The 20712-nt window shown below is 67.6% G+C and carries 23 protein-coding genes; 19 read left to right on the plus strand and 4 right to left on the minus strand.

Annotation, left to right across the window (positions count from 1 at the left end):
• Nucleotides 1-21: 21 nt before the first annotated feature.
• Nucleotides 22-2514: a glycogen/starch/alpha-glucan phosphorylase gene (locus PGN27_RS25220; protein WP_335328856.1), complete on the minus strand. Its 2493-nt coding sequence runs from the start codon at nucleotides 2512-2514 to the stop codon at nucleotides 22-24.
• Nucleotides 2515-2595: 81 nt separating this feature from the next.
• Between PGN27_RS25220 and PGN27_RS25225 the strand changes: the two genes are divergently transcribed.
• Nucleotides 2596-3648: a phosphotransferase family protein gene (locus PGN27_RS25225; RefSeq protein ID WP_335328562.1), complete on the plus strand. Its 1053-nt coding sequence runs from the start codon at nucleotides 2596-2598 to the stop codon at nucleotides 3646-3648.
• A gap of 7 nt (nucleotides 3649-3655) precedes the next feature.
• On the opposite strand, the gene PGN27_RS25230 is transcribed toward PGN27_RS25225, so the two are convergent.
• Nucleotides 3656-4129 carry a DUF1990 domain-containing protein gene (locus PGN27_RS25230; protein ID WP_335328563.1) on the minus strand — a complete coding sequence of 158 codons (474 nt, stop codon included), beginning with the start codon at nucleotides 4127-4129 and terminating at the stop codon, nucleotides 3656-3658.
• A gap of 61 nt (nucleotides 4130-4190) precedes the next feature.
• On the opposite strand from PGN27_RS25230, the gene PGN27_RS25235 reads away from it, so the two are divergent.
• From PGN27_RS25235 to pdxT, 11 genes are all read left to right on the plus strand, one after another.
• On the plus strand, nucleotides 4191-4808 hold the full coding sequence (locus tag PGN27_RS25235) for a PaaI family thioesterase (protein ID WP_335328564.1): 618 nt from the start codon (nucleotides 4191-4193) through the stop codon (nucleotides 4806-4808).
• The gene (locus PGN27_RS25240; protein ID WP_335328565.1) at nucleotides 4805-5230 is read left to right on the plus strand and encodes a TIGR02611 family protein; all 426 of its coding nucleotides are present in this window, start codon (nucleotides 4805-4807) and stop codon (nucleotides 5228-5230) included. The genes PGN27_RS25235 and PGN27_RS25240 overlap by 4 nt, the downstream gene beginning before the upstream one ends.
• A 66-nt stretch (nucleotides 5231-5296) precedes the next feature.
• A complete protein-coding gene (gene thrS / locus PGN27_RS25245; protein ID WP_335328566.1) occupies nucleotides 5297-7351 on the plus strand; it encodes a threonine--tRNA ligase in 2055 nt (684 codons plus the stop codon).
• Nucleotides 7348-7932, plus strand: coding sequence for an ATP adenylyltransferase (locus tag PGN27_RS25250; protein ID WP_335328567.1), 585 nt, complete (start codon nucleotides 7348-7350; stop codon nucleotides 7930-7932). The genes thrS and PGN27_RS25250 overlap by 4 nt, the downstream gene beginning before the upstream one ends.
• Entirely contained in the window at nucleotides 7929-8579 is a 651-nt protein-coding gene (pgsA, locus tag PGN27_RS25255; RefSeq protein ID WP_335328568.1) for a phosphatidylinositol phosphate synthase, read from the plus strand. The genes PGN27_RS25250 and pgsA overlap by 4 nt, the downstream gene beginning before the upstream one ends.
• Nucleotides 8576-9526, plus strand: coding sequence for a phosphatidylinositol mannoside acyltransferase (locus PGN27_RS25260; protein WP_418888642.1), 951 nt, complete (start codon nucleotides 8576-8578; stop codon nucleotides 9524-9526). Before pgsA ends, PGN27_RS25260 begins: the two co-directional genes overlap by 4 nt.
• An 8-nt stretch (nucleotides 9527-9534) precedes the next feature.
• A complete protein-coding gene (locus PGN27_RS25265) occupies nucleotides 9535-10680 on the plus strand; it encodes a glycosyltransferase family 4 protein (protein ID WP_335328569.1) in 1146 nt (381 codons plus the stop codon).
• Nucleotides 10677-11699, plus strand: a complete 1023-nt coding sequence (locus PGN27_RS25270; protein WP_335328570.1) for an NUDIX hydrolase — start codon at nucleotides 10677-10679, stop codon at nucleotides 11697-11699. The genes PGN27_RS25265 and PGN27_RS25270 overlap by 4 nt, the downstream gene beginning before the upstream one ends.
• A gap of 67 nt (nucleotides 11700-11766) precedes the next feature.
• A complete protein-coding gene (gene pdxS / locus PGN27_RS25275; RefSeq protein WP_019511267.1) occupies nucleotides 11767-12669 on the plus strand; it encodes a pyridoxal 5'-phosphate synthase lyase subunit PdxS in 903 nt (300 codons plus the stop codon).
• A 35-nt stretch (nucleotides 12670-12704) separates the two neighbouring features.
• Nucleotides 12705-13553 carry an acyl-CoA thioesterase II gene (gene tesB, locus PGN27_RS25280; RefSeq protein ID WP_335328571.1) on the plus strand — a complete coding sequence of 283 codons (849 nt, stop codon included), beginning with the start codon at nucleotides 12705-12707 and terminating at the stop codon, nucleotides 13551-13553.
• A complete protein-coding gene (pdxT, locus tag PGN27_RS25285) occupies nucleotides 13550-14134 on the plus strand; it encodes a pyridoxal 5'-phosphate synthase glutaminase subunit PdxT (protein ID WP_335328572.1) in 585 nt (194 codons plus the stop codon). Before tesB ends, pdxT begins: the two co-directional genes overlap by 4 nt.
• Here pdxT and PGN27_RS25290 read toward each other — a convergent pair whose 3' ends face one another.
• A complete protein-coding gene (locus PGN27_RS25290; protein WP_335328573.1) occupies nucleotides 14135-15346 on the minus strand; it encodes an acyl-CoA dehydrogenase family protein in 1212 nt (403 codons plus the stop codon). It lies immediately after the preceding gene.
• A 169-nt stretch (nucleotides 15347-15515) separates the two neighbouring features.
• On the opposite strand from PGN27_RS25290, the gene PGN27_RS25295 reads away from it, so the two are divergent.
• Nucleotides 15516-16271, plus strand: a complete 756-nt coding sequence (locus PGN27_RS25295) for a YebC/PmpR family DNA-binding transcriptional regulator (RefSeq protein ID WP_335328574.1) — start codon at nucleotides 15516-15518, stop codon at nucleotides 16269-16271.
• Between the two features lie 10 nt (nucleotides 16272-16281).
• Here PGN27_RS25295 and PGN27_RS25300 read toward each other — a convergent pair whose 3' ends face one another.
• Nucleotides 16282-16929, minus strand: coding sequence for an SDR family oxidoreductase (locus tag PGN27_RS25300; RefSeq protein ID WP_335328575.1), 648 nt, complete (start codon nucleotides 16927-16929; stop codon nucleotides 16282-16284).
• 30 nt (nucleotides 16930-16959) lie between these two features.
• On the opposite strand from PGN27_RS25300, the gene PGN27_RS25305 reads away from it, so the two are divergent.
• The 6 genes from PGN27_RS25305 to PGN27_RS25330 all read left to right on the plus strand — a co-directional run bounded on the left by PGN27_RS25305 (nucleotide 16960) and on the right by PGN27_RS25330 (nucleotide 20709).
• Complete coding sequence (locus tag PGN27_RS25305) at nucleotides 16960-17268, plus strand: hypothetical protein (protein ID WP_335328576.1); 309 nt, start codon at nucleotides 16960-16962, stop codon at nucleotides 17266-17268.
• Between the two features lie 89 nt (nucleotides 17269-17357).
• On the plus strand, nucleotides 17358-17915 hold the full coding sequence (gene ruvC / locus PGN27_RS25310; RefSeq protein WP_030135185.1) for a crossover junction endodeoxyribonuclease RuvC: 558 nt from the start codon (nucleotides 17358-17360) through the stop codon (nucleotides 17913-17915).
• Entirely contained in the window at nucleotides 17912-18502 is a 591-nt protein-coding gene (gene ruvA / locus PGN27_RS25315; RefSeq protein WP_335328577.1) for a Holliday junction branch migration protein RuvA, read from the plus strand. Before ruvC ends, ruvA begins: the two co-directional genes overlap by 4 nt.
• Before the next feature lie 2 nt (nucleotides 18503-18504).
• Complete coding sequence (ruvB, locus tag PGN27_RS25320) at nucleotides 18505-19560, plus strand: Holliday junction branch migration DNA helicase RuvB (protein ID WP_036461561.1); 1056 nt, start codon at nucleotides 18505-18507, stop codon at nucleotides 19558-19560.
• A 5-nt stretch (nucleotides 19561-19565) separates the two neighbouring features.
• The gene (locus PGN27_RS25325) at nucleotides 19566-19952 is read left to right on the plus strand and encodes a DUF1304 domain-containing protein (RefSeq protein ID WP_335328578.1); all 387 of its coding nucleotides are present in this window, start codon (nucleotides 19566-19568) and stop codon (nucleotides 19950-19952) included.
• A gap of 52 nt (nucleotides 19953-20004) precedes the next feature.
• Nucleotides 20005-20709: a hypothetical protein gene (locus PGN27_RS25330; RefSeq protein ID WP_335328579.1), complete on the plus strand. Its 705-nt coding sequence runs from the start codon at nucleotides 20005-20007 to the stop codon at nucleotides 20707-20709.
• Nucleotides 20710-20712 lie beyond the last annotated feature (3 nt).

A 20712-nucleotide genomic window follows, 5' to 3' on the forward strand; every position in this document is an offset into this window, starting at 1 on the left:
GGCGCGATATAAACACCCGCGTCATTTTCCGTTCGTCACCGTGACGGCGTGCACCCCCCAGATGTCATCGCAGTATTCAGCGATGGCCCGGTCGGAGGAGAATTTTCCGCTGCGGGCGGAGTTGAGGATCGACATCCGCGACCAGGCGTCACGGTCCTGCCATGCGGCGCTGACCCGGTCCTGGCACGCCACATACGAGGCGTAGTCGGCCAGCACCAAGAACGGATCGTGGTGGGTGAGGTTTTCGATCAGCGGCCGGAACACCTCGGTGTCCCCGTGCGAGAAGTGGCCGCCGGCAATCAGATCGAGGACGGCCCGCAGCTCCGGGTCCGCGGCGATATACGACGATGGCCGGTAACCGCTGCGTTTGAGCTCCTCGACCTCGTCCACGGTGAGCCCGAACAGGAAGAAGTTCTCCGGACCGGCCTCGGCGCGGATCTCGACGTTGGCACCGTCGAGCGTGCCGATGGTCAACGCGCCGTTCATCATGAATTTCATGTTGCCGGTTCCCGAGGCCTCCTTGCCCGCGGTGGAGATCTGCTCGGAGAGGTTGGCGGCCGGATAGATCAGGTGGGCGTTCTGCACGTTGAAGTTCGGCAGGAAGACCACCTTCATGTACCGATTGACCTCGGGATCGAAGTTGATCATGTCGCCGACGGCGGTGATGAGCTTGATGATCCGCTTTGCCAGGAAGTACCCGGGCGCGGCCTTGCCGCCGAAGATGTAGGCCCGCGGCGCCATGTCGATGCCGGGATTGTTCTTGATGCGCAGATACTGGGTGACGATGTTGAGCACGTTGAGGTGCTGACGCTTGTACTCGTGGATGCGCTTGACCTGGATGTCGAACAACCAGGTCGGATCGAGCTCGACACCGGTCTCGGCGTAGACGAAGTCGGCCAGGCGGGACTTGTTCGCGCGCTTGACATCACGCCATTCGGCGCGGAAACCGTCATCGTCGATGAAGGCCTCCAGCCCACGCAACCGGTCCAGGTGGGTCAGCCAGCCGTCGCCGACGGTGCGGTCGAACAGCTGCCGCAGCCCGGGATTGGACAGCGCGACGAACCGGCGCGGGGTCACCCCGTTGGTCTTGTTGGAGAACCGCTCCGGCCACATCTCGTAGAAATCTTTGAGGACGCTGTCCTTGAGCAGCTCGCTGTGCAGGGCGGCAACCCCGTTGATGGCATGGCTGCCCACGGTCGCCAGATGCGCCATCCGCACCGACTTGGCTCCGTCCTCGTCGATCAGCGACATCCGCCGCACCCGGTCCTCGTCACCGGGGAAGCGCGCCCGGACCTCGTCGAGGAACCGGCTGTTGATCTCGTAGATGATCTCCAGGTGGCGCGGCAGGCTCTCCCCGAAGATGCCCAGCGGCCACTTCTCCAACGCCTCCGGCAGCAGCGTGTGGTTGGTGTACCCGAAGGTGGCCACCGTGATCGCCCACGCCGTGTTCCAGTCCAGGCGGCGCTCGTCGACCAACAGGCGCATCAATTCGGCGACACCGATCGAGGGGTGTGTGTCGTTGAGCTGGATGGCGAACTTGTCGGCCAGTTCGTAGATGGACAGATCGGCCAGATCGTCGACGATGTGCAGGACGTGCTGCAGCGAGCAGGAGACGAAGAAGAACTGCTGCAGCAGGCGCAGCCGCTTGCCCACCTCGGGCTCGTCATTGGGGTAGAGCACCTTGGTGACGGTTTCGGAGGTGACCTCCTCCTCGACGGCCTTGTAATAGTCGCCGGTGTTGAACGCCTCCAGGGCAAAGGATTGCACCGCCCGCGCGCTCCACAAGGTGAGCACATTGCAGGTCTTGACGCCGTAGCCCTGGATCGGGGTGTCATAGGCGACGCCCTGGATGACGCGCTGGGGGATCCAGCGGGCGCGCAGCACCCCGGCGTCGTCGTGATAGCGCTCGGTGTGCCCGCCCCACAGCACCGGGTAGTGCACATCGGGTTTGGCGATCTCCCAGGGATTCCCGTTGAGCAACCAGTTGTCGGTCTTCTCGACCTGCCACCCGTCCTGCAGCTCCTGGTCGAAGATGCCGAACTCGTAGCGGATCCCGTAGCCGATGGCGGGCCGCTCCAGGGTGGCCAGCGAGTCCAGATAGCAGGCGGCCAGTCGGCCGAGACCGCCGTTGCCCAACCCTGGCTCCTCCTCGCAGTCCAGCACCTCCTCGAGGTCCTGGCCGAGCTCGGCCAGCGCGGTGCGCGCGGCGTTCTCGATGCCGAGGTTGAGCAGGTTGGCACCCAGTTGGGGGCCCATCAAGAACTCCGCGGACAGGTAACAGGTGAGCTTGCTGCCCAGGTCCAGCGATGTCTGGGTGGAGGCGACCCGGTTGTCCTGCATCCGGTCCCGCACCGCCAGCGCCAGCGCCCGGTAGTAGTGCTCGGGACGCAGGGCCGCGGCCGGGCGGCCGATCGAGTAGCGGATGTGGTCGATGATGCCCCGTCGCAGCGCGTCGGCCGACAGTCCGGTGCGGCTGGGTTCATAGGCGGGCGCGGAGGCGGCGACATCGGTCATGATCGAAGTCTTGCAGTCACGGGCGTACCGCGCGCGCTCAATGCGCGTCGGCCCGGTGAACGGATATGAGACGCTGCCGAGATGCCTGGTGTGCCCGAACTCGTCGACGTCCTGCCCCAGCATCGATTCGACGAGCACGCGCTGGCCGGATTTCTGGGTGGGCACGGTATCGACGGTCCGCTTCAGATCCGCCAGTTCCAGGGCGGTCAGAGCAATCCCACCTTTCATATCCGTAGTGCCACAGGCGAATTCGTTCTGCGCAAGAAGCCGCCGGGGGTGCTGCTGCCCAAGGCGCATGATGTGGCACGCGAGTACCGGGTGATGTCCGCGCTGGCCGACAGCCCGGTGCCGGTACCCCGGATGCGGGTGTTGTGCACCGACGACTCGGTGCTGGGCACCCCGTTCTTCGTGATGGACCACGTGCCGGGCCGGATCTTCGCCGACCGGGTGCTGCGCGAGGGCACACCTGCCGAACGCTCGGCGGTGTACCAGGACCTGGCCAGGGTGCTGGCCGCCCTGCACACCGTGGACTGGCGCTCGGTCGGGCTGCCCGACTTCGGGCGCCCGGACGGGTATCTGGCGCGCCAGGTGGCGCTGTGGACCACGACGTGGCAGACCGTCAAGGTCGAGGAGTGCGCCGAGATGGACCGACTGGCCGCGTGGCTGCCCGCGCATCTGCCGGCCACCGACGAGTCCTGTATCGCCCACGGTGACTACCGGCTGGGAAACGTGCTGTTACACCCCACAGAGCCACGCATCGTGGCCGTGCTGGACTGGGAGCTGTCCACCATCGGCCATCCGCTGGCCGATCTGGGCTACGCGGCGATGACCTATCACCTGCCCGGGGACAGCGATCCGCTGATGGGGGTCGCAGGGGAGGATCTGACCGGCACCGGGATCCCGGACGAAGCCGCCTTCGTCGCCGACTACTGCCGCCACGCCGGCCGCGAGATCCCGCAGGATCTGCCGATCTTCGTCATCTTCTCGATGTTCCGGTTGGCCGCGATCGTGGCGGGGGTGTGGCGACGCGGTCTGGACGGTAACGCCGCCGACGCCCGCGCGGGCACCGACCTGTTCCGCACCCGCTACCGCGGGTTGGCCGAACGGGCCTGGGCACTGACCGGCGGGAACTGAACGGCGGCTACACCGCGCTCAGATAGCGGCGCGTGATCAGCCGCTGGGCCAACCGGGTCACCGGACCGCCCAGCTTGCTCCACCACGTCGCGTGCCTGGCGAAGGCCGTCACCTCGGCCTGCACCGAGCCGTCGGTGGGGTCGTAGCGCACCGCGAACAGTTCCTCGCCGGTCTCCGGGTGACCCGGCAACGTCCCGTAGGCGAAACCGCGCCGGTCCGGCTCGTCGAGCAGATAGACCACCCGGCACGGTGCCCGCAGCGGCCAGAAGCCCACGGTCACCTCGACCCCCACAGCGGCGGACTCGGCGTCGGCATGCACCAGCACCCCCGCGCCGCGCTGCATGCCCCAGTGCAGGACGGCGTCGGCGGCCTCCTCGAAGCGCGCGCGCCCGTGCCCGATCACCGCGGCAACCCGGACGTGCTGATAACCGGCGGGCAGCGGGCCCTTGGTCGCACCCACCTCGGCATAGGTCAGATCCATCCCTGCCACTATCGCAGGCGCGTGCGCTGCGGCGGCGCGGCCGTGCAATAACGTGACAGCCGTGAGCACCGGCACCGCGCACCCCGGCGGCGGGTTCAACCCGCCCGAGCCGACCGAAAAGGGGGGCCCCGACTACGGACGTTTCGTCGAGGCGGTCCGCACCCTGCAGGACCACGCCCGGGCGGCCGACGCACCCGACGAGGTGATCAGCGAGGCGGCCGATCTGGTCGAGAAGGTCTCGGCGTTGCTGGCGCCCTACGAGGCCGACGAATGGCACTCCCCGTCTGGACGCAGGCTCGACCTGCCCAACCGGGGCAACATCATGTCGGTCCCGATGGATCTGCGCGTCGTCGACGAGCGGGTGACCGGTACCGTGGTGTTCCGTCGCTACCACCTGGGCCGCAACAGTGCCGTGCACGGCGGGGTGCTCGGACTGCTGTTCGACTCGCTGCTCGGGTTCACCACCGCCAAGCTCACCAAGAGCCTCTACCAGCGCACCGCGCATCTGGGCATCGACTACCGCAAGATCGTTCCCATCGGTCGCGAACTGCAGGTCGAGGCCGGTATCGACCGCATCGAGGGACGCAAGATCTTCGTCAGCGGCCGGCTGCTCGACGGTGACGAGGTGCTCACCGAGGCCGACGCGCTCTTCGTGCGACTCAAGCCGGGGCAGCCGTGACCGACACCGGTAAGCACGACAAGCGGGCCTGGGCGCGGTGGCGCGATAAGTTGCGTGACCGGCCGGTCGCCGACCTGGTCTATCGGACGGTCGTCGGCGTGGTCGGCACCCTGGTACTGATCGTCGGCATCATCGCCATCCCGTACCCGGGCCCCGGGTGGGCCATCGTGTTCCTCGGGCTGGGCATCCTGGCCACGGAGTTCCGCGCCGCGCAGGTCGTCCTGCAGTGGGTGCGAGCCCGCTACGACAAGGCGATGGACTGGTTCGGCAGGCAGCACATCGCGGTCAAGGCGCTCAGTGCGCTGGTGACGGCAGCCTTCGTCATCGCAACGCTATGGCTGTTCGGCGCCGTCGCGCTGGTCGCGGGCTGGGTCGGAATCGATTGGTCCTGGCTGAAGAGCCCGATCGGCATCGGGTCGTAGGCATTGCGCTGGCACAACCCCGATAGCATGGTCGCGATTCACTTGAGCCGATGAGGAGATCCACCGATGACCGCCGCCGCCAGTAAAGCCCCCGCAGCCCCGATCCGGGTTGCTGCCGGGACTACCGCCGGGGCGGCGGTGCGCGAGGCGGGACTGCCCGAGCGCGGCGCCCCCGATGCCGTCGTGGTCGTCCGCGATGCCGACGGCCGGCTGCGCGACCTGAGCTGGACCCCGGATACCGACGTGGACGTCGAGCCGGTGGCCGCCGACACCGAGGACGGCCGCAGCGTCATCCGACACTCGTGCGCCCACGTGCTGGCGCAGGCGGTGCAGGAGCTGTTCCCGCAGGCCAAGCTCGGCATCGGCCCGCCCATCACCGACGGCTTCTACTACGACTTCGACGTCGCCGAACCGTTCACCCCCGAGGACCTGGCCAAGCTGGAGAAGCGAATGGCCAAGATCATCAAGGACGGTCAGCTGTTCTCGCGACGCGTCTACGAGTCCAAAGAGCAGGCGCGCGAAGAGCTTTCCGGCGAGCCCTACAAGCTCGAACTGGTCGACGACAAATCCGGTGCCGACGACCCGGAGGTGATGGAGGTCGGCGGCGATGAGTTGACCGCCTACGACAATCTGAATCCGCGCACCAAGGAACGCATCTGGGGCGACCTGTGCCGCGGCCCGCACATCCCCACCACCCGCTACATCCCGGCGTTCAAACTGACCCGCAGCAGCGCTGCCTACTGGCGTGGCAATCAGGCCAACGCAAGCCTGCAGCGGGTGTACGGGACCGCATGGGAATCCCAGGAAGCCCTCGACAAGCATCTCGAACTGATCGAGGAGGCCCAGCGTCGCGATCACCGCAAGCTCGGCGTCGAGCTGGACCTGTTCAGCTTCCCCGACGAGCTCGGCTCGGGTCTGCCGGTCTTCCACCCCAAGGGCGGCATCATCCGCAAAGAACTGGAGGACTACTCGCGGCGCAAGCACGAGCAGGCCGGCTACCAGTTCGTCAACACCCCGCACATCACCAAGGAAAACCTGTACATCACCTCGGGGCACCTGGAGTGGTACGCCGACGGCATGTTCCCGCCGATGCAGATCGACGCCGAATACAACGAGGACGGCACGGTCCGCAAGCCCGGCCAGGACTACTACCTCAAGCCGATGAACTGCCCCATGCACCACCTGATCTACCGGTCCCGCGGACGTTCCTACCGCGAACTTCCGTTGCGGCTCTTCGAGTTCGGTTCGGTGTACCGGTACGAGAAGTCCGGCGTGGTGCACGGCCTGACCCGGGTGCGCGGCATGACCCAGGATGATGCGCACATCTACACCACCCGCGAGCAGATGCGCGACGAGCTGACCTCGCTGCTGCAGTTCGTCCTGGACCTGCTGTCCGACTACGGCCTCGATGACTTCTACCTGGAGCTCTCGACCAGGGACCCGGAGAAGTCGGTGGGCTCGGACGAGCTGTGGGAGGAGGCTACCGCCACGCTGCGTGAGGTCGCCGAGACCTCCGGACTGGACCTGGTGCCCGATCCCGGAGGCGCGGCCTTCTACGGTCCCAAGATCTCGGTGCAGGTCAAGGATGCGCTGGGCCGTAACTGGCAGATGTCGACCATCCAGCTCGATTTCAACATGCCCGACCGGTTCGAGTTGGAGTACACCGCCCCGGACGGCAGCCGGCAGCGCCCCGTGCTGATCCACCGCGCGCTATTCGGTTCCATCGAGCGGTTCTTCGGAGTGCTCACCGAGCATTACGCCGGCGCGTTCCCGGCGTGGCTCGCGCCCGTGCAGGTGGTCGGCGTGCCCGTCGCTGACGCACATCTTCCATACCTGGAAGATGTTGCCGCGCAACTGCGTTCCCGCGGTGTGCGGGTGGAGGTGGACGGCAGCGACGACCGGATGGCCAAGAAGATCGTCAACCACACCAACCAGCGCGTGCCGTTCATGCTCCTCGCCGGTGACAAGGACGTCGACGCCGGCGCGGTCAGCTTCCGATTCGGTGACCGCACCCAGGTCAACGGGATTCCGCGCGCCGCCGCCGTCGACGCGATCGTGGACTGGATCGCCCGCCGCGAGAATGCCACTCCCACCGCGGATCTGCTGTCGGTGCCGACATGACAGAAGCCACCGACGGCAACGACGCGATCATCGACACCGGCGTCGGTGACCCGGACCATCTGCAGCGGCTGTGGACACCGCACCGGATGAGTTACATCGCCGAGTCGCCGATGAAGAAGGGTTCCGGTTCGGCGCTGTCGAAGGAACCGTTCACCGACATCCCAGGGATGTCGGACGAGGACGGCTTGATGGTGGCCCGCGGTGAACTGGTGTATGCGGTGCTGAACCTGTACCCGTACAACCCCGGCCATCTGATGGTGGTGCCGTATCGGCGGGTGTCCGAGTTGGAGGATCTGAGCACCGAGGAGACCGCCGAGCTGATGGCCTTCACCCAGAAAGCTATTCGGGTGATCAAGGCGGTATCGCGCCCGCACGGGTTCAACGTCGGGCTGAACCTCGGCACGTCGGCGGGCGGATCGCTGGCCGAACACCTGCACATGCACGTCGTGCCCCGCTGGGGCGGTGACGCGAATTTCATCACCATCATCGGCGGGTCGAAGGTGATCCCGCAGCTGCTGAGCGAGACACGCACCCTACTGGCCGACGAGTGGGCCAGGCAGGCGGAGCAGTCCGGGCCATGAGCAACTTCTACCTGATGACCCGGGCTGCCTACACCAAGATTTCGGGACCGGTGGCCAGGGCGGCTCTGCGCACCGGCCTCACCCCGGACAGCATCACCATCCTGGGTACCGCCGGCTCCATCGTGGCGGCACTCACGCTGTACCCGATGGGGCAGCTGTGGTGGGGCTCGGTGGCGGTCTTCTTCTTCGTGCTGGCCGACATGCTCGACGGGGCGATGGCCCGAGAGCGCGGTGGCGGAACGCGATTCGGCGCCGTGCTGGACGCGACCTGCGACCGGCTCAGCGACGGTGCGATATTCGGCGGACTGGTGTGGTGGGCGGCCTTCGGCGCCCATGACACCGCCCTGGTGGTGGCCGGTCTGATCTGCTTGGTCACCTCTCAGGTCATCTCCTATATCAAGGCCCGCGCCGAGGCCAGTGGGCTGCGCGGTGACGGTGGCATCATCGAGCGCCCCGAACGGCTGGTCATCGTGCTGATGGGCGCCGGGTTCGCCGGGCTCTTCGGGTTGCCGGTGTTGCTCGACATCGCCATGTGGTTGCTCGCCGCGGCCAGCCTCGTGACGGTGGCGCAGCGGTTGCATGCCGTGCGCACCTCGCCGGGCGCCATGGAGCCCCTGCCGGCGAAACCCGCCGAGGACGGTCAGTGAGCACGCCATCGGCGGGACTGCCGAATGTCCGCGGCTTCCGGGTGCCCCTCGGGGGTCAGCTGTCGGACCTGGGATACGCGGCCGGTTGGCAGCTGGTGCGCGCCATGCCGGAGTTCGCCGCCCGCAACATGTTCGATGCCGGTGCGCTGTACGCCGCGCGCGGCGGTGGACCGGCCCAGTTGCGCAAGAACTTGGCGCGTGTCATCGGTGTGCCGCCCGCGCAGGTGCCCGACTCCCTGGTGCGCGCCTCATTGGCCTCCTACGGTCGGTACTGGCGCGAGGCATTCCGGTTGCCGTCGATGGATCATGTCGCGGTGGCTGCGCGGGTACAGGATCGCGTAGCGGGTCATCACCACGTCGAGACGGCGCTGCAGGCCGGCCGCGGAGTGGTCCTGGCCCTTCCGCACAGCGGTAACTGGGATATCGCCGGGGTGTGGTTGACCAACACCTACGGCAGATTCGCCACCGTTGCCGAGCGTCTGAAACCCGAGTCGCTGTACCAGCGTTTCGTCGACTACCGGGAAAGCCTGGGCTTCGAGGTGCTCCCGCTGACCGGTGGCGCGCGTCCGCCCGCCGAGGTCTTGGCCGACCGGTTGCGTGACAACGGCCTGGTGTGCCTGATGTCGGACCGCGACTTGACCCGGTCCGGGGTGCAGGTCGAGTTCTTCGGTGAGGCGACCCGGCTGCCGGGTGGGCCTGCCAGATTGGCGTGTGAGACCGGGGCCGCCCTGCTGCCGGTGCACACCTGGTTCGAGAACGACGGTTGGGGACTGCGGATTCACGCCCCGCTGAACACCTCGTCCGGCGATATCGGTGCCATCACCCAGGAATTGGCCCGTCACTTCCAGTCCGGTATCGCCGAGCATCCCGCTGATTGGCACATGCTGCAGCCGCAGTGGCTCGCCGATCTGTCGGCCGAACGCCGCGCTCGCCTCGAAGGACACTAGGGGAGCGCATGCGCATCGGGATGGTGTGCCCGTACTCGTTCGACGTACACGGTGGCGTCCAGGCGCACGTGTTGCAGTTGGCCGAAGTCTTCCGCGCCCAGGGGCACGAGGTCAGTGTGCTCGCTCCGGCCTCCCCGCATGTCACCCTGCCCGATTACGTCGTGTCCGGTGGCCGGGCCGTCCCGATCCCGTACAACGGGTCGGTGGCGCGCCTGCGGTTCGGCCCGGCCACTCATCGCAAGGTCAAACGGTGGCTCATCGACGGCCGGTTCGACGTGCTGCACCTGCACGAACCGAACGCCCCGAGCGTCTCGATGCTCGCCTTGATGGTCGCCGAGGGGCCGATCGTGGCCACCTTCCACACCTCGACCACCAAATCGTTGACGCTCAGTGTCTTTCAGGGCATGCTGCGCCCGTTGAACGAGAAGATCGTCGGCCGCATCGCGGTATCCGATCTGGCCAGGCGCTGGCAGATGGAGGCCCTCGGCTCGGATGCGGTGGAGATTCCCAACGGGCTCAACGTCGCCGAGTTCGCCGACGCGCCGATGCTGGACGGTTATCCACGGCCGGGGCGCGCCGTCCTGTTTCTCGGTCGCTTCGACGAGCCACGGAAGGGGATGGCCGTGCTGTTGGGGGCATTGCCGCGGCTCGTCGAGCGGTTCCCCGATATCGAGGTGTTGATCGTCGGTCGTGGTGACGAGGCCGAATTGTCCGAGCGCGCCGGCGAATACGCGGGTAATCTGCGTTTCCTCGGCGCGGTGGACGATGCGACGAAGGCGTCGGCGCTGCGCAGCGCCGACGTGTACTGCGCACCCAATACCGGCGGTGAGAGCTTCGGCATCGTCCTTGTCGAGGCGATGGCGGCAGGCACCGCGGTGGTCGCCAGCGATCTGGACGCCTTCCACCGCGTGCTCGAAGGTGGCGCCGCCGGACGGTTGGTGCCCGTCGATGACGCCGATGCACTGGCCGACGGCCTGATCGAGGTGCTCAGCGACGACGAGGCCCGGCACGGTTACGTCGTCGCCGCCGGCGCGGCCGTGCGCCGCTACGACTGGTCGGTGGTGGCCGGCGAGATCATGCGCGTGTACGAGACGGTGAGCGGTTCCGGTAACAAGGTTCAGGTCGCAGGCACGGCGGGCCGGAGCACCGCATGATGATCTGGCTGGTGGTGCTGCTGGTGGTGCTGGGTGCGGCCATACTGCTCACCGGCAGCTGGGCGTATCTGACCGCCAACAGACTCGACCGGCTGCACGTTCGCTACGACCTGTCCTGGCAGGCCCTGGATGCGGCGCTGGCCCGCCGTGCCGTGGTGGCGCGGGCGGTCGCCATCGACGCCTACGGGCACGGTCCGCAGGCGCAGCGGCTGGCAGCCCTTGCCGATGCGGCCGAACGCGCCGACCGCCCGTCCCGGGAGGTCGCCGAGAACGCGCTCTCGGCAGCGCTGACATTGGTGGACCCGGCGGTCCTGCCCGCGGCCTTGGTCGCCGAACTGGCCGATGCCGAGGCGCGGGTCCTGCTGGCCCGCCGCTTCCACAACGATGCGGTGCGCGACACACTGGCACTGCGCGAACGCCCCATGGTGCGGCTGCTGCATCTCGGCGGCACCGCCGCGCTGCCCACATATTTCGAGATCGCCGAGCGCGCGGGCCTGGCCGCGCGCCACGGTGCCGCCCAACGGGTGTCGGCCCGGATCGTCCTGCTCGACGAGGACGGCCAGGTATTGCTGTTCCGCGGTTCGGACCCCGCCGGCGACGGCAGCCGACGCTGGTGGTTCACCGTCGGCGGGGCGGTGGAGCCGGGTGAGGAGCTTGCTGATGCCGCGGCGCGAGAGCTGTTCGAGGAGACCGGCCTGCGGGTGCCGGCGGCGGAACTGGTCGGACCGGTCTGGCGTCGGGATGCGCTCATCGATTTCAACGGGTCGGTGATGCGCAGCGAGGAACATTTCTTCGTGCACCGCACTCGGCGCTTCGACCCGTCCAGCGCCGGTCACAACGAGCTGGAGCGCCGCTACATTCAAGGCCATCGCTGGTGCGATGCGACAATGATCGCCGAGCTGGACGCCAACGGAGAAACCGTCTACCCCCGACAGCTCGGCGCGTTGCTGGCCAGGGCCGGTGAGCTCGCCGATGTACGGGGAGCGGGACCGGGAACGCAGCCTCAGATCATTCGCTGAGGCTGCGGATTCAATTGTTTTGGTGCCACCTTTAGACTGGATCGGTACCTGAGTGGAGGAGATTGCGATGGAATTCGGCGAGCAGGGCAGCCAGACCGGTACCGCGCGGGTGAAGCGCGGGATGGCCGAGATGCTCAAGGGCGGCGTCATCATGGATGTCGTCACCCCCGAGCAGGCGCGTATCGCCGAAGCCGCGGGCGCCGTCGCGGTGATGGCCCTGGAGCGGGTGCCCGCCGACATCCGCGCCCAGGGTGGTGTCTCGCGGATGAGCGACCCGGACATGATCGAGGGCATCATCGACGCGGTCACCATCCCGGTGATGGCCAAGGTGCGGATCGGCCATTTCGTCGAGGCGCAGATTCTGCAGAGCCTCGGTGTCGACTACATCGACGAGTCCGAGGTGCTGACCCCGGCCGATTACACCAACCACATCGACAAGTGGCGGTTCACCGTTCCGTTCGTGTGTGGGGCGACCAACCTCGGCGAGGCGCTGCGCCGGATCACCGAGGGCGCGGCGATGATCCGCTCCAAGGGCGAGGCCGGAACCGGTGACGTCTCCAATGCCACCACCCACATGCGCAAGATCGGTGGCGAGATCCGCCGCCTCACCTCCCTGAGCGAGGACGAGTTGTTCGTCGCCGCCAAGGAATTGCAGGCGCCCTACGACCTGGTGGTCGAGGTGGCCAAGGCGGGCAAGTTGCCGGTCACGCTCTTCACCGCCGGTGGCATCGCGACACCGGCTGATGCGGCGATGATGATGCAGCTCGGCGCCGAGGGCGTCTTCGTCGGGTCGGGCATCTTCAAGTCCGGTGATCCGGCCGCGCGCGCCGCGGCGATCGTCAAGGCCACCACCTTCTACGACGATCCCGACGTGCTGGCCAAGGTCTCGCGCGGGCTGGGGGAGGCCATGGTCGGTATCAACGTCGACGACATCCCGGCACCGCATCGGCTCGCCGAACGCGGCTGGTAGCCGGTGATGAGCGCTTGCGCGAAGAGCGGACGATAGTGGCGATCGAAGAGATCCTCGACCTGGAACAGATCGAGGTCAACATCTATCGCGGGGGTGTGTTCAGCCCCGAATCGGGTTTCCTGCAACGCACATTCGGTGGTCACGTGGCGGGCCAGTCGCTGGTGTCAGCGGTCCGGACCGTCGACCCGAAATTCCAGGTGCACTCTCTGCACGGGTATTTCCTGAAGGGCGGTGACGCACGGTCGCCGACGGTGTACAGCGTCGAACGGCTTCGTGACGGCGGTTCGTTCTGCACCCGCCGGGTTTCGGCGATCCAGCACGGCGAGACCATCTTCTCGATGTCGGCATCGTTCCAGACCGATCAGAGCGGTATCGAGCATCAGGACGTCATGCCGACGGCCCCGCCGCCGGACGATATCCCCGACTTCAAGTCGGTCAGCCGGGTCTTCGACGATGCCAGCTTCCGGCAGTTCGACGAGTGGGATGTCCGCATCGTGCCGCGCGATCAAACCAATCTGTTGCCGGGCAAGGCATCTCAACAGCAGGTGTGGTTCCGCCACCGTGACCCGCTGCCCGACGATCCGGTGCTGCACATCTGTGCGCTGGCCTACCTGTCGGACCTGACCCTGCTGGGTTCGGCGCAGGTGAACCATCCCGACGAGCGCAAACACCTGATGATCGCCTCGCTGGACCACGCGATGTGGTTCATGCGCCCGTTCCGCGCCGACGAGTGGCTGCTCTACGACCAGTCCTCACCCTCGGCCTGCGGTGGGCGTGCGCTGACCGAGGGCAAGCTGTTCAACCAGTACGGCGAGATGGTTGCCTCGGTGATGCAGGAGGGACTGACCCGCTATCAGCGCGATTTCGTCCCGGCCGCGAAGTGACGGTGCGGGTCGGGGTTCTCGCGCTGCAGGGTGACACCCGCGAACACCTCGCGGCGCTCACCGAGGCCGGCGCGCAGGCCTGTACGGTGCGCCGGCTGACCGAATTGGATTCGGTGGACGCATTGGTCATCCCGGGTGGCGAGTCCACCGCGATGAGTCACCTGCTGCGTGAGTTCGAACTGCTCGAACCGTTGCGGGCCCGCCTTGCCGACGGGATGCCCGCCTATGGATCGTGTGCAGGGATGATCCTGCTGGCCACCGAGATCCTCGACGCCGGGGTGCCCGGCCGTGAGGCACTGGCGCTGCACGGCATCGATATCACGGTGCGCCGCAACGCCTTCGGGCGCCAGGTCGATTCCTTTGAAGAGTCCATCCCGTTCGCCGGGCTGGATTCCGACGTGCACGCCGTCTTCATCCGCGCACCGTGGGTTGAGCGCGTCGGACCCGGGGTCGAGGTACTGGCCACCGCCGCGGGCCATCCGGTGGCGGTGCGCCAGGGCAAAGTGCTCGCGACGTCATTCCATCCCGAGGTGACCGGCGACCGCCGGGTGCATGCGATGTTCGTCGACTCGCTGCGCTGACTAGCGGATGGCCAGCCCGGTCAGGGTGCGGGCCATCACCAGACGCTGGATCTCGCTGGTGCCCTCGAAGATCGTGAAGATCTTGGCGTCGCGGTGCATCCGCTCGACCGGGTACTCGCGGGTGTATCCGTTACCGCCCAGGATCTGGATGGCCTCGTCGGTCACATAGGTGGCGGTCTCGCTGGCGACCAGCTTGGCCATCGAACCCTCCGCGGACTCGAACGCCTTGCCATTGCGGGCCATCCAGCCGGCCCGGTAGACCAGCAGACGGGCCGCGTCGATGCGGGCCTTCATATCGGCCAGTTTGAATGCCACACCCTGGAATTCGCCGATCTTGCGGCCGAATTGCTCACGCTCGCACGCGTAGTCGAGGGCGTACTCGTAGGCGGCGCGAGCCACCCCGACCGCCATCGCACCGACGGTGGGCCGGGTCCGCTCGAAGGTGGCCATCGCGGCCTGACCGTTGGTCCGCTTGCCCTCGCGCACCCTGGCGATGCGCTCGTCGAACTTCTCCTTGCCGCCCAGGATCAGATTCCCGGGGATGCGCACGTCCTCCAGGACCACCTCGGCGGTGTGCGAGGCGCGGATGCCGTGCTTGAGGAACTTCTGGCCCTGGCTGAAGCCGGGGGTGTTGGGCGGGATGATGAACGACGCCTGCCCGCGGCTGCCGAGTTCGGGATACACCGAGGCGACCACGATGTGGACCTCGGCGATGCCACCGTTGGTCGCCCACGTCTTGGTGCCGTTGAGCACCCACTCGTCGGTGGCCTCGTCGTAACGGGCCTTGGTCAGGATCGAGCCCACATCGGACCCGGCACCGGGCTCGGAGGAACAGAACGCGGCGACCTTCGGGTCCTCGACGCTGCCGAACATCTGCGGCAGCCACTCGCCGATCTGCTCGGGGGTGCCGCCGCCGGCCAGCGATGCCGCGGCCAGGCCGGTGCCCAGGATGGACAGCGCGATACCGGCGTCACCCCAGAACATCTCCTCGAAGGCCACGATCATGCCCAGACCGGAGGGCTCGGCGGCCTGCTCGGCGAAGAACTCCATGGAATAGAGACCGATCTTGGCGGCCTCCTTGATGATCGGCCACGGAGTCTCCTCGCGCTCGTCCCACTCGGGGGCGGCGGGCCGCACGACATCGGCGGCGAACTCGTGAACCCACTTCTGCACGTCGAGCAAGTCGGAGGACAACTCCAGGGAGAAGGTCATGGACCAACCTTACTTTGGAGTAAGTTAACCAGGGAAGTGACTGTGGCTCAGTTAACACTTGTTCATCGGACGGTGCGCTCGCCCGGACGGCGCCACGCCGCGCCGGTCCACGCCGTCGGTGCCCGTAGACTGGTCAACTGACGTTTCACCAGAAAGAGGGCGTACCTGCATGAGCGGCCATTCCAAGTGGGCCACCACCAAGCACAAGAAGGCGATCATCGACGCCCGCCGTGGCAAGAACTTCGCCAAGCTGATCAAGAACATCGAGGTCGCCGCCCGCACCGGCGGCGGCGACCCCGGCGGCAATCCCACGCTGTATGACGCCATCCAGAAGGCCAAGAAGAACTCCGTCCCCAACGACAACATCGAGCGGGCGCGCAAGCGCGGCGCCGGTGAAGAGGCCGGCGGCGCCGACTGGCAGACCATCACCTACGAGGGCTACGGGCCCAACGGTGTCGCCGTGCTGGTCGAGTGCCTGACCGACAACAAGAACCGTGCGGCCGGCGAGGTCCGGGTCGCCATGACCCGCAATGGCGGCAACATGGCCGACCCGGGTTCGGTGTCCTATCTGTTCTCCCGCAAGGGCATCGTCACGCTGGAGAAGAACGGCCTCTCCGAGGACGACGTCCTGGCCGCCGTTCTGGAGGCCGGCGCCGAGGAGATCAACGATCTCGGGGACAGCTTCCAGGTCATCTCCGAACCCACCGACCTGGTGGCTGTGCGGACCGCCCTGCAGGATGCCGGAATCGACTACGACTCGGCCGAGGCCAGCTTCCAGCCCTCGGTGAGCGTCCAGGTCGATCTGGACGCCGCGCGCAAGGTGCTCAAGCTGGTCGACGCCCTCGAGGACAGCGACGACGTGCAGGATGTCTACACCAACGTCGACATCCCCGACGATGTCGCCGCGCAGCTCGACGAAGACTAGGGACCGAGGACTAGAACAGCGCGCTGATCGGGGTGTCCCCGGCGATCAGCTCGAAGGTGCGCCCCGCGGTGTCCGGGTGGTCGAGCACCGCCAGCAGCACCGCCGCCACATCGGCACGCGGGATCTCGCCGCGGCCGGTCGATTCGGCGATGTGCACCCGTCCGGTGCCTGCATCGTCGGTCAGCTTCCCCGGCCGCACGATCGTGCTGGCCAGCGCGCGGCGCGTCCGCACCTCGGAGTCGGCGTCGGATTTGGCTCGGATGTACGCGCGGTACACCTCGTCGTAGGAGTCGTCGAGGCTGCGATCGTCGGCCGAGATGGCCGAGACCATCACATAGCGCGACACGCCCGCGGACTCGGCGGCGTCGGCCAGCAGGATCGCGGCATCGCGGTCGACCGTCTGCTTGCGTGCCACGCCACTGCCCGGGCCCGCGCCCGCGGCGAAGACCACCGCGTCGGCCCCGCGCAGCACCTCGGCCAGCGCGGACACCGATGTGCGCTCCAGGTCCAGCACCTCGGCGCTCGCGCCGACCGCCTGCAGATCCGCCACGTGAGCCGGATTGCGCACCAAGCCCACCGCGGTATCGCCGCGCTCGGCCAACAGCCTTTCCAGGATGAGGGCGATCTGACCATGTCCACCGGCGATGACGACTCGCATGTGACCAGCCTGCCACGGCAAGATATCCCGGTGGCTGTGGTGACAGATCCCCGTGGCGTGCAATGGTCGGTGCGCCGCCGCTGGTGGCCGTTCGGTGAGGTCTTCGATCCCGCCTTCGACGGGCTGATCGGACTGATCCTGGTGGTCCCGACGCTGCTGCTGTGGCCGCTCTGGTTCGCGGCCAAAGGGCTCGGGGTGCGCTGGCGCATCGTGGTCGAGCGGGACGGTGTCGAGGTCGAGAGCGTGCTGGTTCGTGGCTGGCGACGGTCCGCGGGGCGGATCGACGAGATCGCCCTGCAGGTGGCGCGTGGCTGGCGCTCGGGCCACTTCGATATCTGAACTAACCGGTATCCGAGCGTGTCCTGCCCGGTGCTGTCACCCCGGGCGGCTAACCTATCGAACAGGTGTTCTGATGTGAAGGGGTTGGCGTGCGGGTAATGGGAGTCGATCCCGGTTTGACGCGCTGTGGGTTGTCCATGATCGAGAGCGGCCGGGGCAGGCACGTCACGGCGCTCGATGTCGACGTCGTGCGCACACCCGCCGACGAGCCGTTGCAGAAGCGACTGCTGACGATCAGTGACACGGTCGAGCACTGGATGGACACCCACGTCCCCGATGTCATCGCGATCGAGCGGGTGTTCGCCAACCACAATGCCAACACCGCCATGGGTACCGCCCAGGCCGGCGGGGTGATCGCGCTCGCCGCGGCCCGTCGGGGTATCGACGTGTACTTCCACACCCCGTCGGAGGTGAAGGCCGCGGTGACCGGTAACGGACGAGCCGACAAGGCCCAGATCACCACCATGGTCACCAAGATCCTTGCGCTGCAACAGAAGCCGACTCCGGCCGATGCTGCCGACGCGTTGGCCCTTGCCATTTGTCACTGCTGGCGTGCGCCGATGATCGCCAGGATGGCCGAGGCCGAGGCCAAGGCGGCCGAGCAGAAGAAGCGGTATCAGGCGCGGCTGAAGGCGGTGCGGGCATGATCTCCTCGGTGCGCGGTGAGGTCCTCGACATCGCCCTCGACCACGCGGTCATCGAGGCCGCCGGTGTCGGCTACAAGGTGATGGCCACACCGTCGACGTTGTCCACTCTGCGTCGCGGGGCCGACGCCCGACTCATCACCGCGATGATCGTGCGTGAGGATTCGATGACGCTCTACGGTTTCGCCGACGGCGAGGCCCGGGATCTGTTCACCACCCTGCTGGGGGTGTCCGGGGTCGGCCCGAAGATCGCGCTGGCCACGCTGGCGGTCTATGACGCGCCGGCGCTGCGGCAGGCGCTGGCCGACGGTGACGTCACCGCGCTGACCCGGGTGCCCGGTATCGGCAAGCGCGGTGCCGAGCGCATGGTGCTGGAACTGCGCGACAAGATCGGCGCGGTGCCCGGTTCCGGCGGCGGGGCCACCGCCACCGGCCATGCCGTGCGTACCCCGGTGGTGGAAGCCCTTGTCGGCCTTGGGTTTGCGGCAAAGCAGGCCGAGGAGGCCACCGACAAGGTGCTCGCCGACGACCCGACCGCCACGACCTCCGGCGCGCTGCGCGCCGCGCTGTCGATGCTGGGTAAGAAGTAGCCGTGGGTCGTTTCGAGGACGAGGAACCCGAGGAACGTGACGTCTCGCCGGCGTTGACCGTCGGCGAAGGAGATGTCGACGCCAGCCTGCGGCCACGGTCGCTCGGCGAGTTCATCGGCCAGCACCGGGTGCGTGAGCAGCTTCAGCTGGTGTTGGAGGGTGCCAAGAATCGCGGCGGCACACCGGATCACATCCTACTGTCCGGGCCGCCCGGGCTGGGCAAGACCTCGCTGGCGATGATCATCGCCGCCGAATTGGGCTCGGCGCTGCGGGTCACCTCGGGCCCGGCGCTGGAGCGCGCGGGCGATCTGGCGGCCATGCTGTCGAACCTGGTCGAGGGCGATGTGCTGTTCATCGACGAGATCCACCGCATCGCCCGGCCCGCCGAGGAGATGCTCTACCTGGCGATGGAGGACTTCCGCGTCGACGTCGTCGTCGGCAAAGGCCCCGGGGCGACCTCGATTCCCCTCGATGTCGCGCCCTTCACCCTGGTCGGCGCGACAACCAGGTCCGGAGCGCTGACCGGGCCGCTGCGCGACCGGTTCGGGTTCACCGCCCATATGGACTTCTACGAACCCGCCGACCTGGAGCGGGTGCTGCATCGCTCGGCGGGCATCCTCGGTATCGGTTTGGAGGCCACCGCCGGCGCCGAGGTTGCCCGCCGTTCCCGCGGCACCCCACGTATCGCGAACCGGTTGTTGCGGCGGGTGCGCGATTACGCCGAGGTGCGCGCCGACGGGGTGATCACCCGAGATATCGCCAAGGCCGCGCTGGAGGTGTACGACGTCGACGAGCTTGGGCTCGACCGCTTGGACCGGGCGGTGCTCACGGCGTTGACCCGCAGTTTCAACGGCGGACCCGTCGGGGTGTCGACGCTGGCGGTAGCGGTCGGGGAGGAGGCCACCACCGTCGAGGAGGTGTGCGAACCGTTCCTGGTGCGCGCCGGGATGATCGCCCGCACTCCGCGCGGACGGGTGGCGACCCCGTTGGCGTGGACACACCTCGGGCTGGAACCGCCGGTTCGCGGTCTCGGTCAGCAGTCCGGCCTGTTTGAATAGTCGGCATGCTTGTCGCCGCTCTGATCGTCGCCGGCCTCGCCGCGCTGCTGCACGTCTACATCTTCGTCATGGAATCGGTGACCTGGACCTCCCCGCGTACCCGGGCGACGTTCGGAATGAGCGCCGAGGAGGCCGCTGCCACCAAGGAGCTCGCCTTCAACCAGGGGTTCTACAACCTGTTCCTGGCAATCGTCGCCGCGAACGGCATCGCCGCTGCCGCACTGGGGCATACCGGTATCGGGGTGGCGTTGATCCTCGCCGGGGTCGGGTCGATGCTGGCCGCGGCGCTGGTGCTGCTGATCTCCTCGCCGGACAAGGCGCGCGCCGCCATCAGCCAGGGTCTGTTCCCGCTGATCGCCGTCGTGCTGCTGGTGATTCACCTCGTCGGCTAGCGGTTTTGTTGGGTTCGAGCTGGGTAAACAGCGTTCGGCAGAGGAGGCCCCCATGACCGGTACACATGTTTCCCCCCGCGGCGGCAGGCTGCACATCGCGCGCAGCCGCGGCGCCCTCAGCGGAGTCCTGTTGATTGCCCTGGGGTTGTGGGGCGCCCTCATTCCATTCGTGGGGCCGTATTTCGAGTTCGCCTACACACCCGATACGCCGTGGACGTGGACGATGGGCCGCGGCTGGTTACAGCTACTTCCCGGCGTGGTGGCCGTCATCGGCGGCCTGTTGCTGCTGGTCTCGCGCAACCGCGCCACTGCCATGCTGGGCGGCTGGCTCGGCGTCGCCGCGGGTGCCTGGTTCGTGGTGGGCCGGGTGCTGGCCGCTCCATTGGGTCTCGGTACGCCGGGCAGTCCCGTCGCGGTCACCGAGGCCAAGAGCGTGGCACTGGAGCTTGCCTACTTCTCCGGCCTCGGCGCGCTGATGGTGTTCCTGGCGGCCGCCGCGATCGGCCGGGTGTCGGTGCGCAGCGTGCGCGATGTCCGGCTGGGTGATGACGAGCGCGTGGATGACACGGTCACCAGGGACAGCATTGACCACGACGACCACACCAGGGCCATCCCGCTGCACCAACGGACATCGCAGACGCGACCGGCGACCGGCCCCATCATGGCGACCGAACCGGACCACACGACGGTGCCGACCCGGCGCAGGGGACTCAAGGACCGCCTGTTCGGGTCGTCGAAGACGCCGGTGGCGCACTAGCGT

Origin of the sequence: Mycolicibacterium neoaurum, from assembly GCF_036946495.1 — a bacterium.
GTDB lineage: Bacteria > Actinomycetota > Actinomycetes > Mycobacteriales > Mycobacteriaceae > Mycobacterium > Mycobacterium neoaurum_B.

Coding starts and splice junctions, on each gene's coding strand:
- PGN27_RS25220 (WP_335328856.1), bottom strand. CDS start 2,514: ATGACCGATGTCGCCGCCTCCGCGCCCGCCTATGAACCCAGCCGCACC.
- PGN27_RS25225 (WP_335328562.1), top strand. CDS start 2,596: ATGCCTGGTGTGCCCGAACTCGTCGACGTCCTGCCCCAGCATCGATTC.
- PGN27_RS25230 (WP_335328563.1), bottom strand. CDS start 4,129: ATGGATCTGACCTATGCCGAGGTGGGTGCGACCAAGGGCCCGCTGCCC.
- thrS (WP_335328566.1), top strand. CDS start 5,297: ATGACCGCCGCCGCCAGTAAAGCCCCCGCAGCCCCGATCCGGGTTGCT.
- PGN27_RS25250 (WP_335328567.1), top strand. CDS start 7,348: ATGACAGAAGCCACCGACGGCAACGACGCGATCATCGACACCGGCGTC.
- pgsA (WP_335328568.1), top strand. CDS start 7,929: ATGAGCAACTTCTACCTGATGACCCGGGCTGCCTACACCAAGATTTCG.
- PGN27_RS25265 (WP_335328569.1), top strand. CDS start 9,535: ATGCGCATCGGGATGGTGTGCCCGTACTCGTTCGACGTACACGGTGGC.
- PGN27_RS25270 (WP_335328570.1), top strand. CDS start 10,677: ATGATGATCTGGCTGGTGGTGCTGCTGGTGGTGCTGGGTGCGGCCATA.
- pdxS (WP_019511267.1), top strand. CDS start 11,767: ATGGAATTCGGCGAGCAGGGCAGCCAGACCGGTACCGCGCGGGTGAAG.
- PGN27_RS25290 (WP_335328573.1), bottom strand. CDS start 15,346: ATGACCTTCTCCCTGGAGTTGTCCTCCGACTTGCTCGACGTGCAGAAG.
- PGN27_RS25295 (WP_335328574.1), top strand. CDS start 15,516: ATGAGCGGCCATTCCAAGTGGGCCACCACCAAGCACAAGAAGGCGATC.
- PGN27_RS25300 (WP_335328575.1), bottom strand. CDS start 16,929: ATGCGAGTCGTCATCGCCGGTGGACATGGTCAGATCGCCCTCATCCTG.
- ruvA (WP_335328577.1), top strand. CDS start 17,912: ATGATCTCCTCGGTGCGCGGTGAGGTCCTCGACATCGCCCTCGACCAC.
- PGN27_RS25325 (WP_335328578.1), top strand. CDS start 19,566: ATGCTTGTCGCCGCTCTGATCGTCGCCGGCCTCGCCGCGCTGCTGCAC.
- PGN27_RS25330 (WP_335328579.1), top strand. CDS start 20,005: ATGACCGGTACACATGTTTCCCCCCGCGGCGGCAGGCTGCACATCGCG.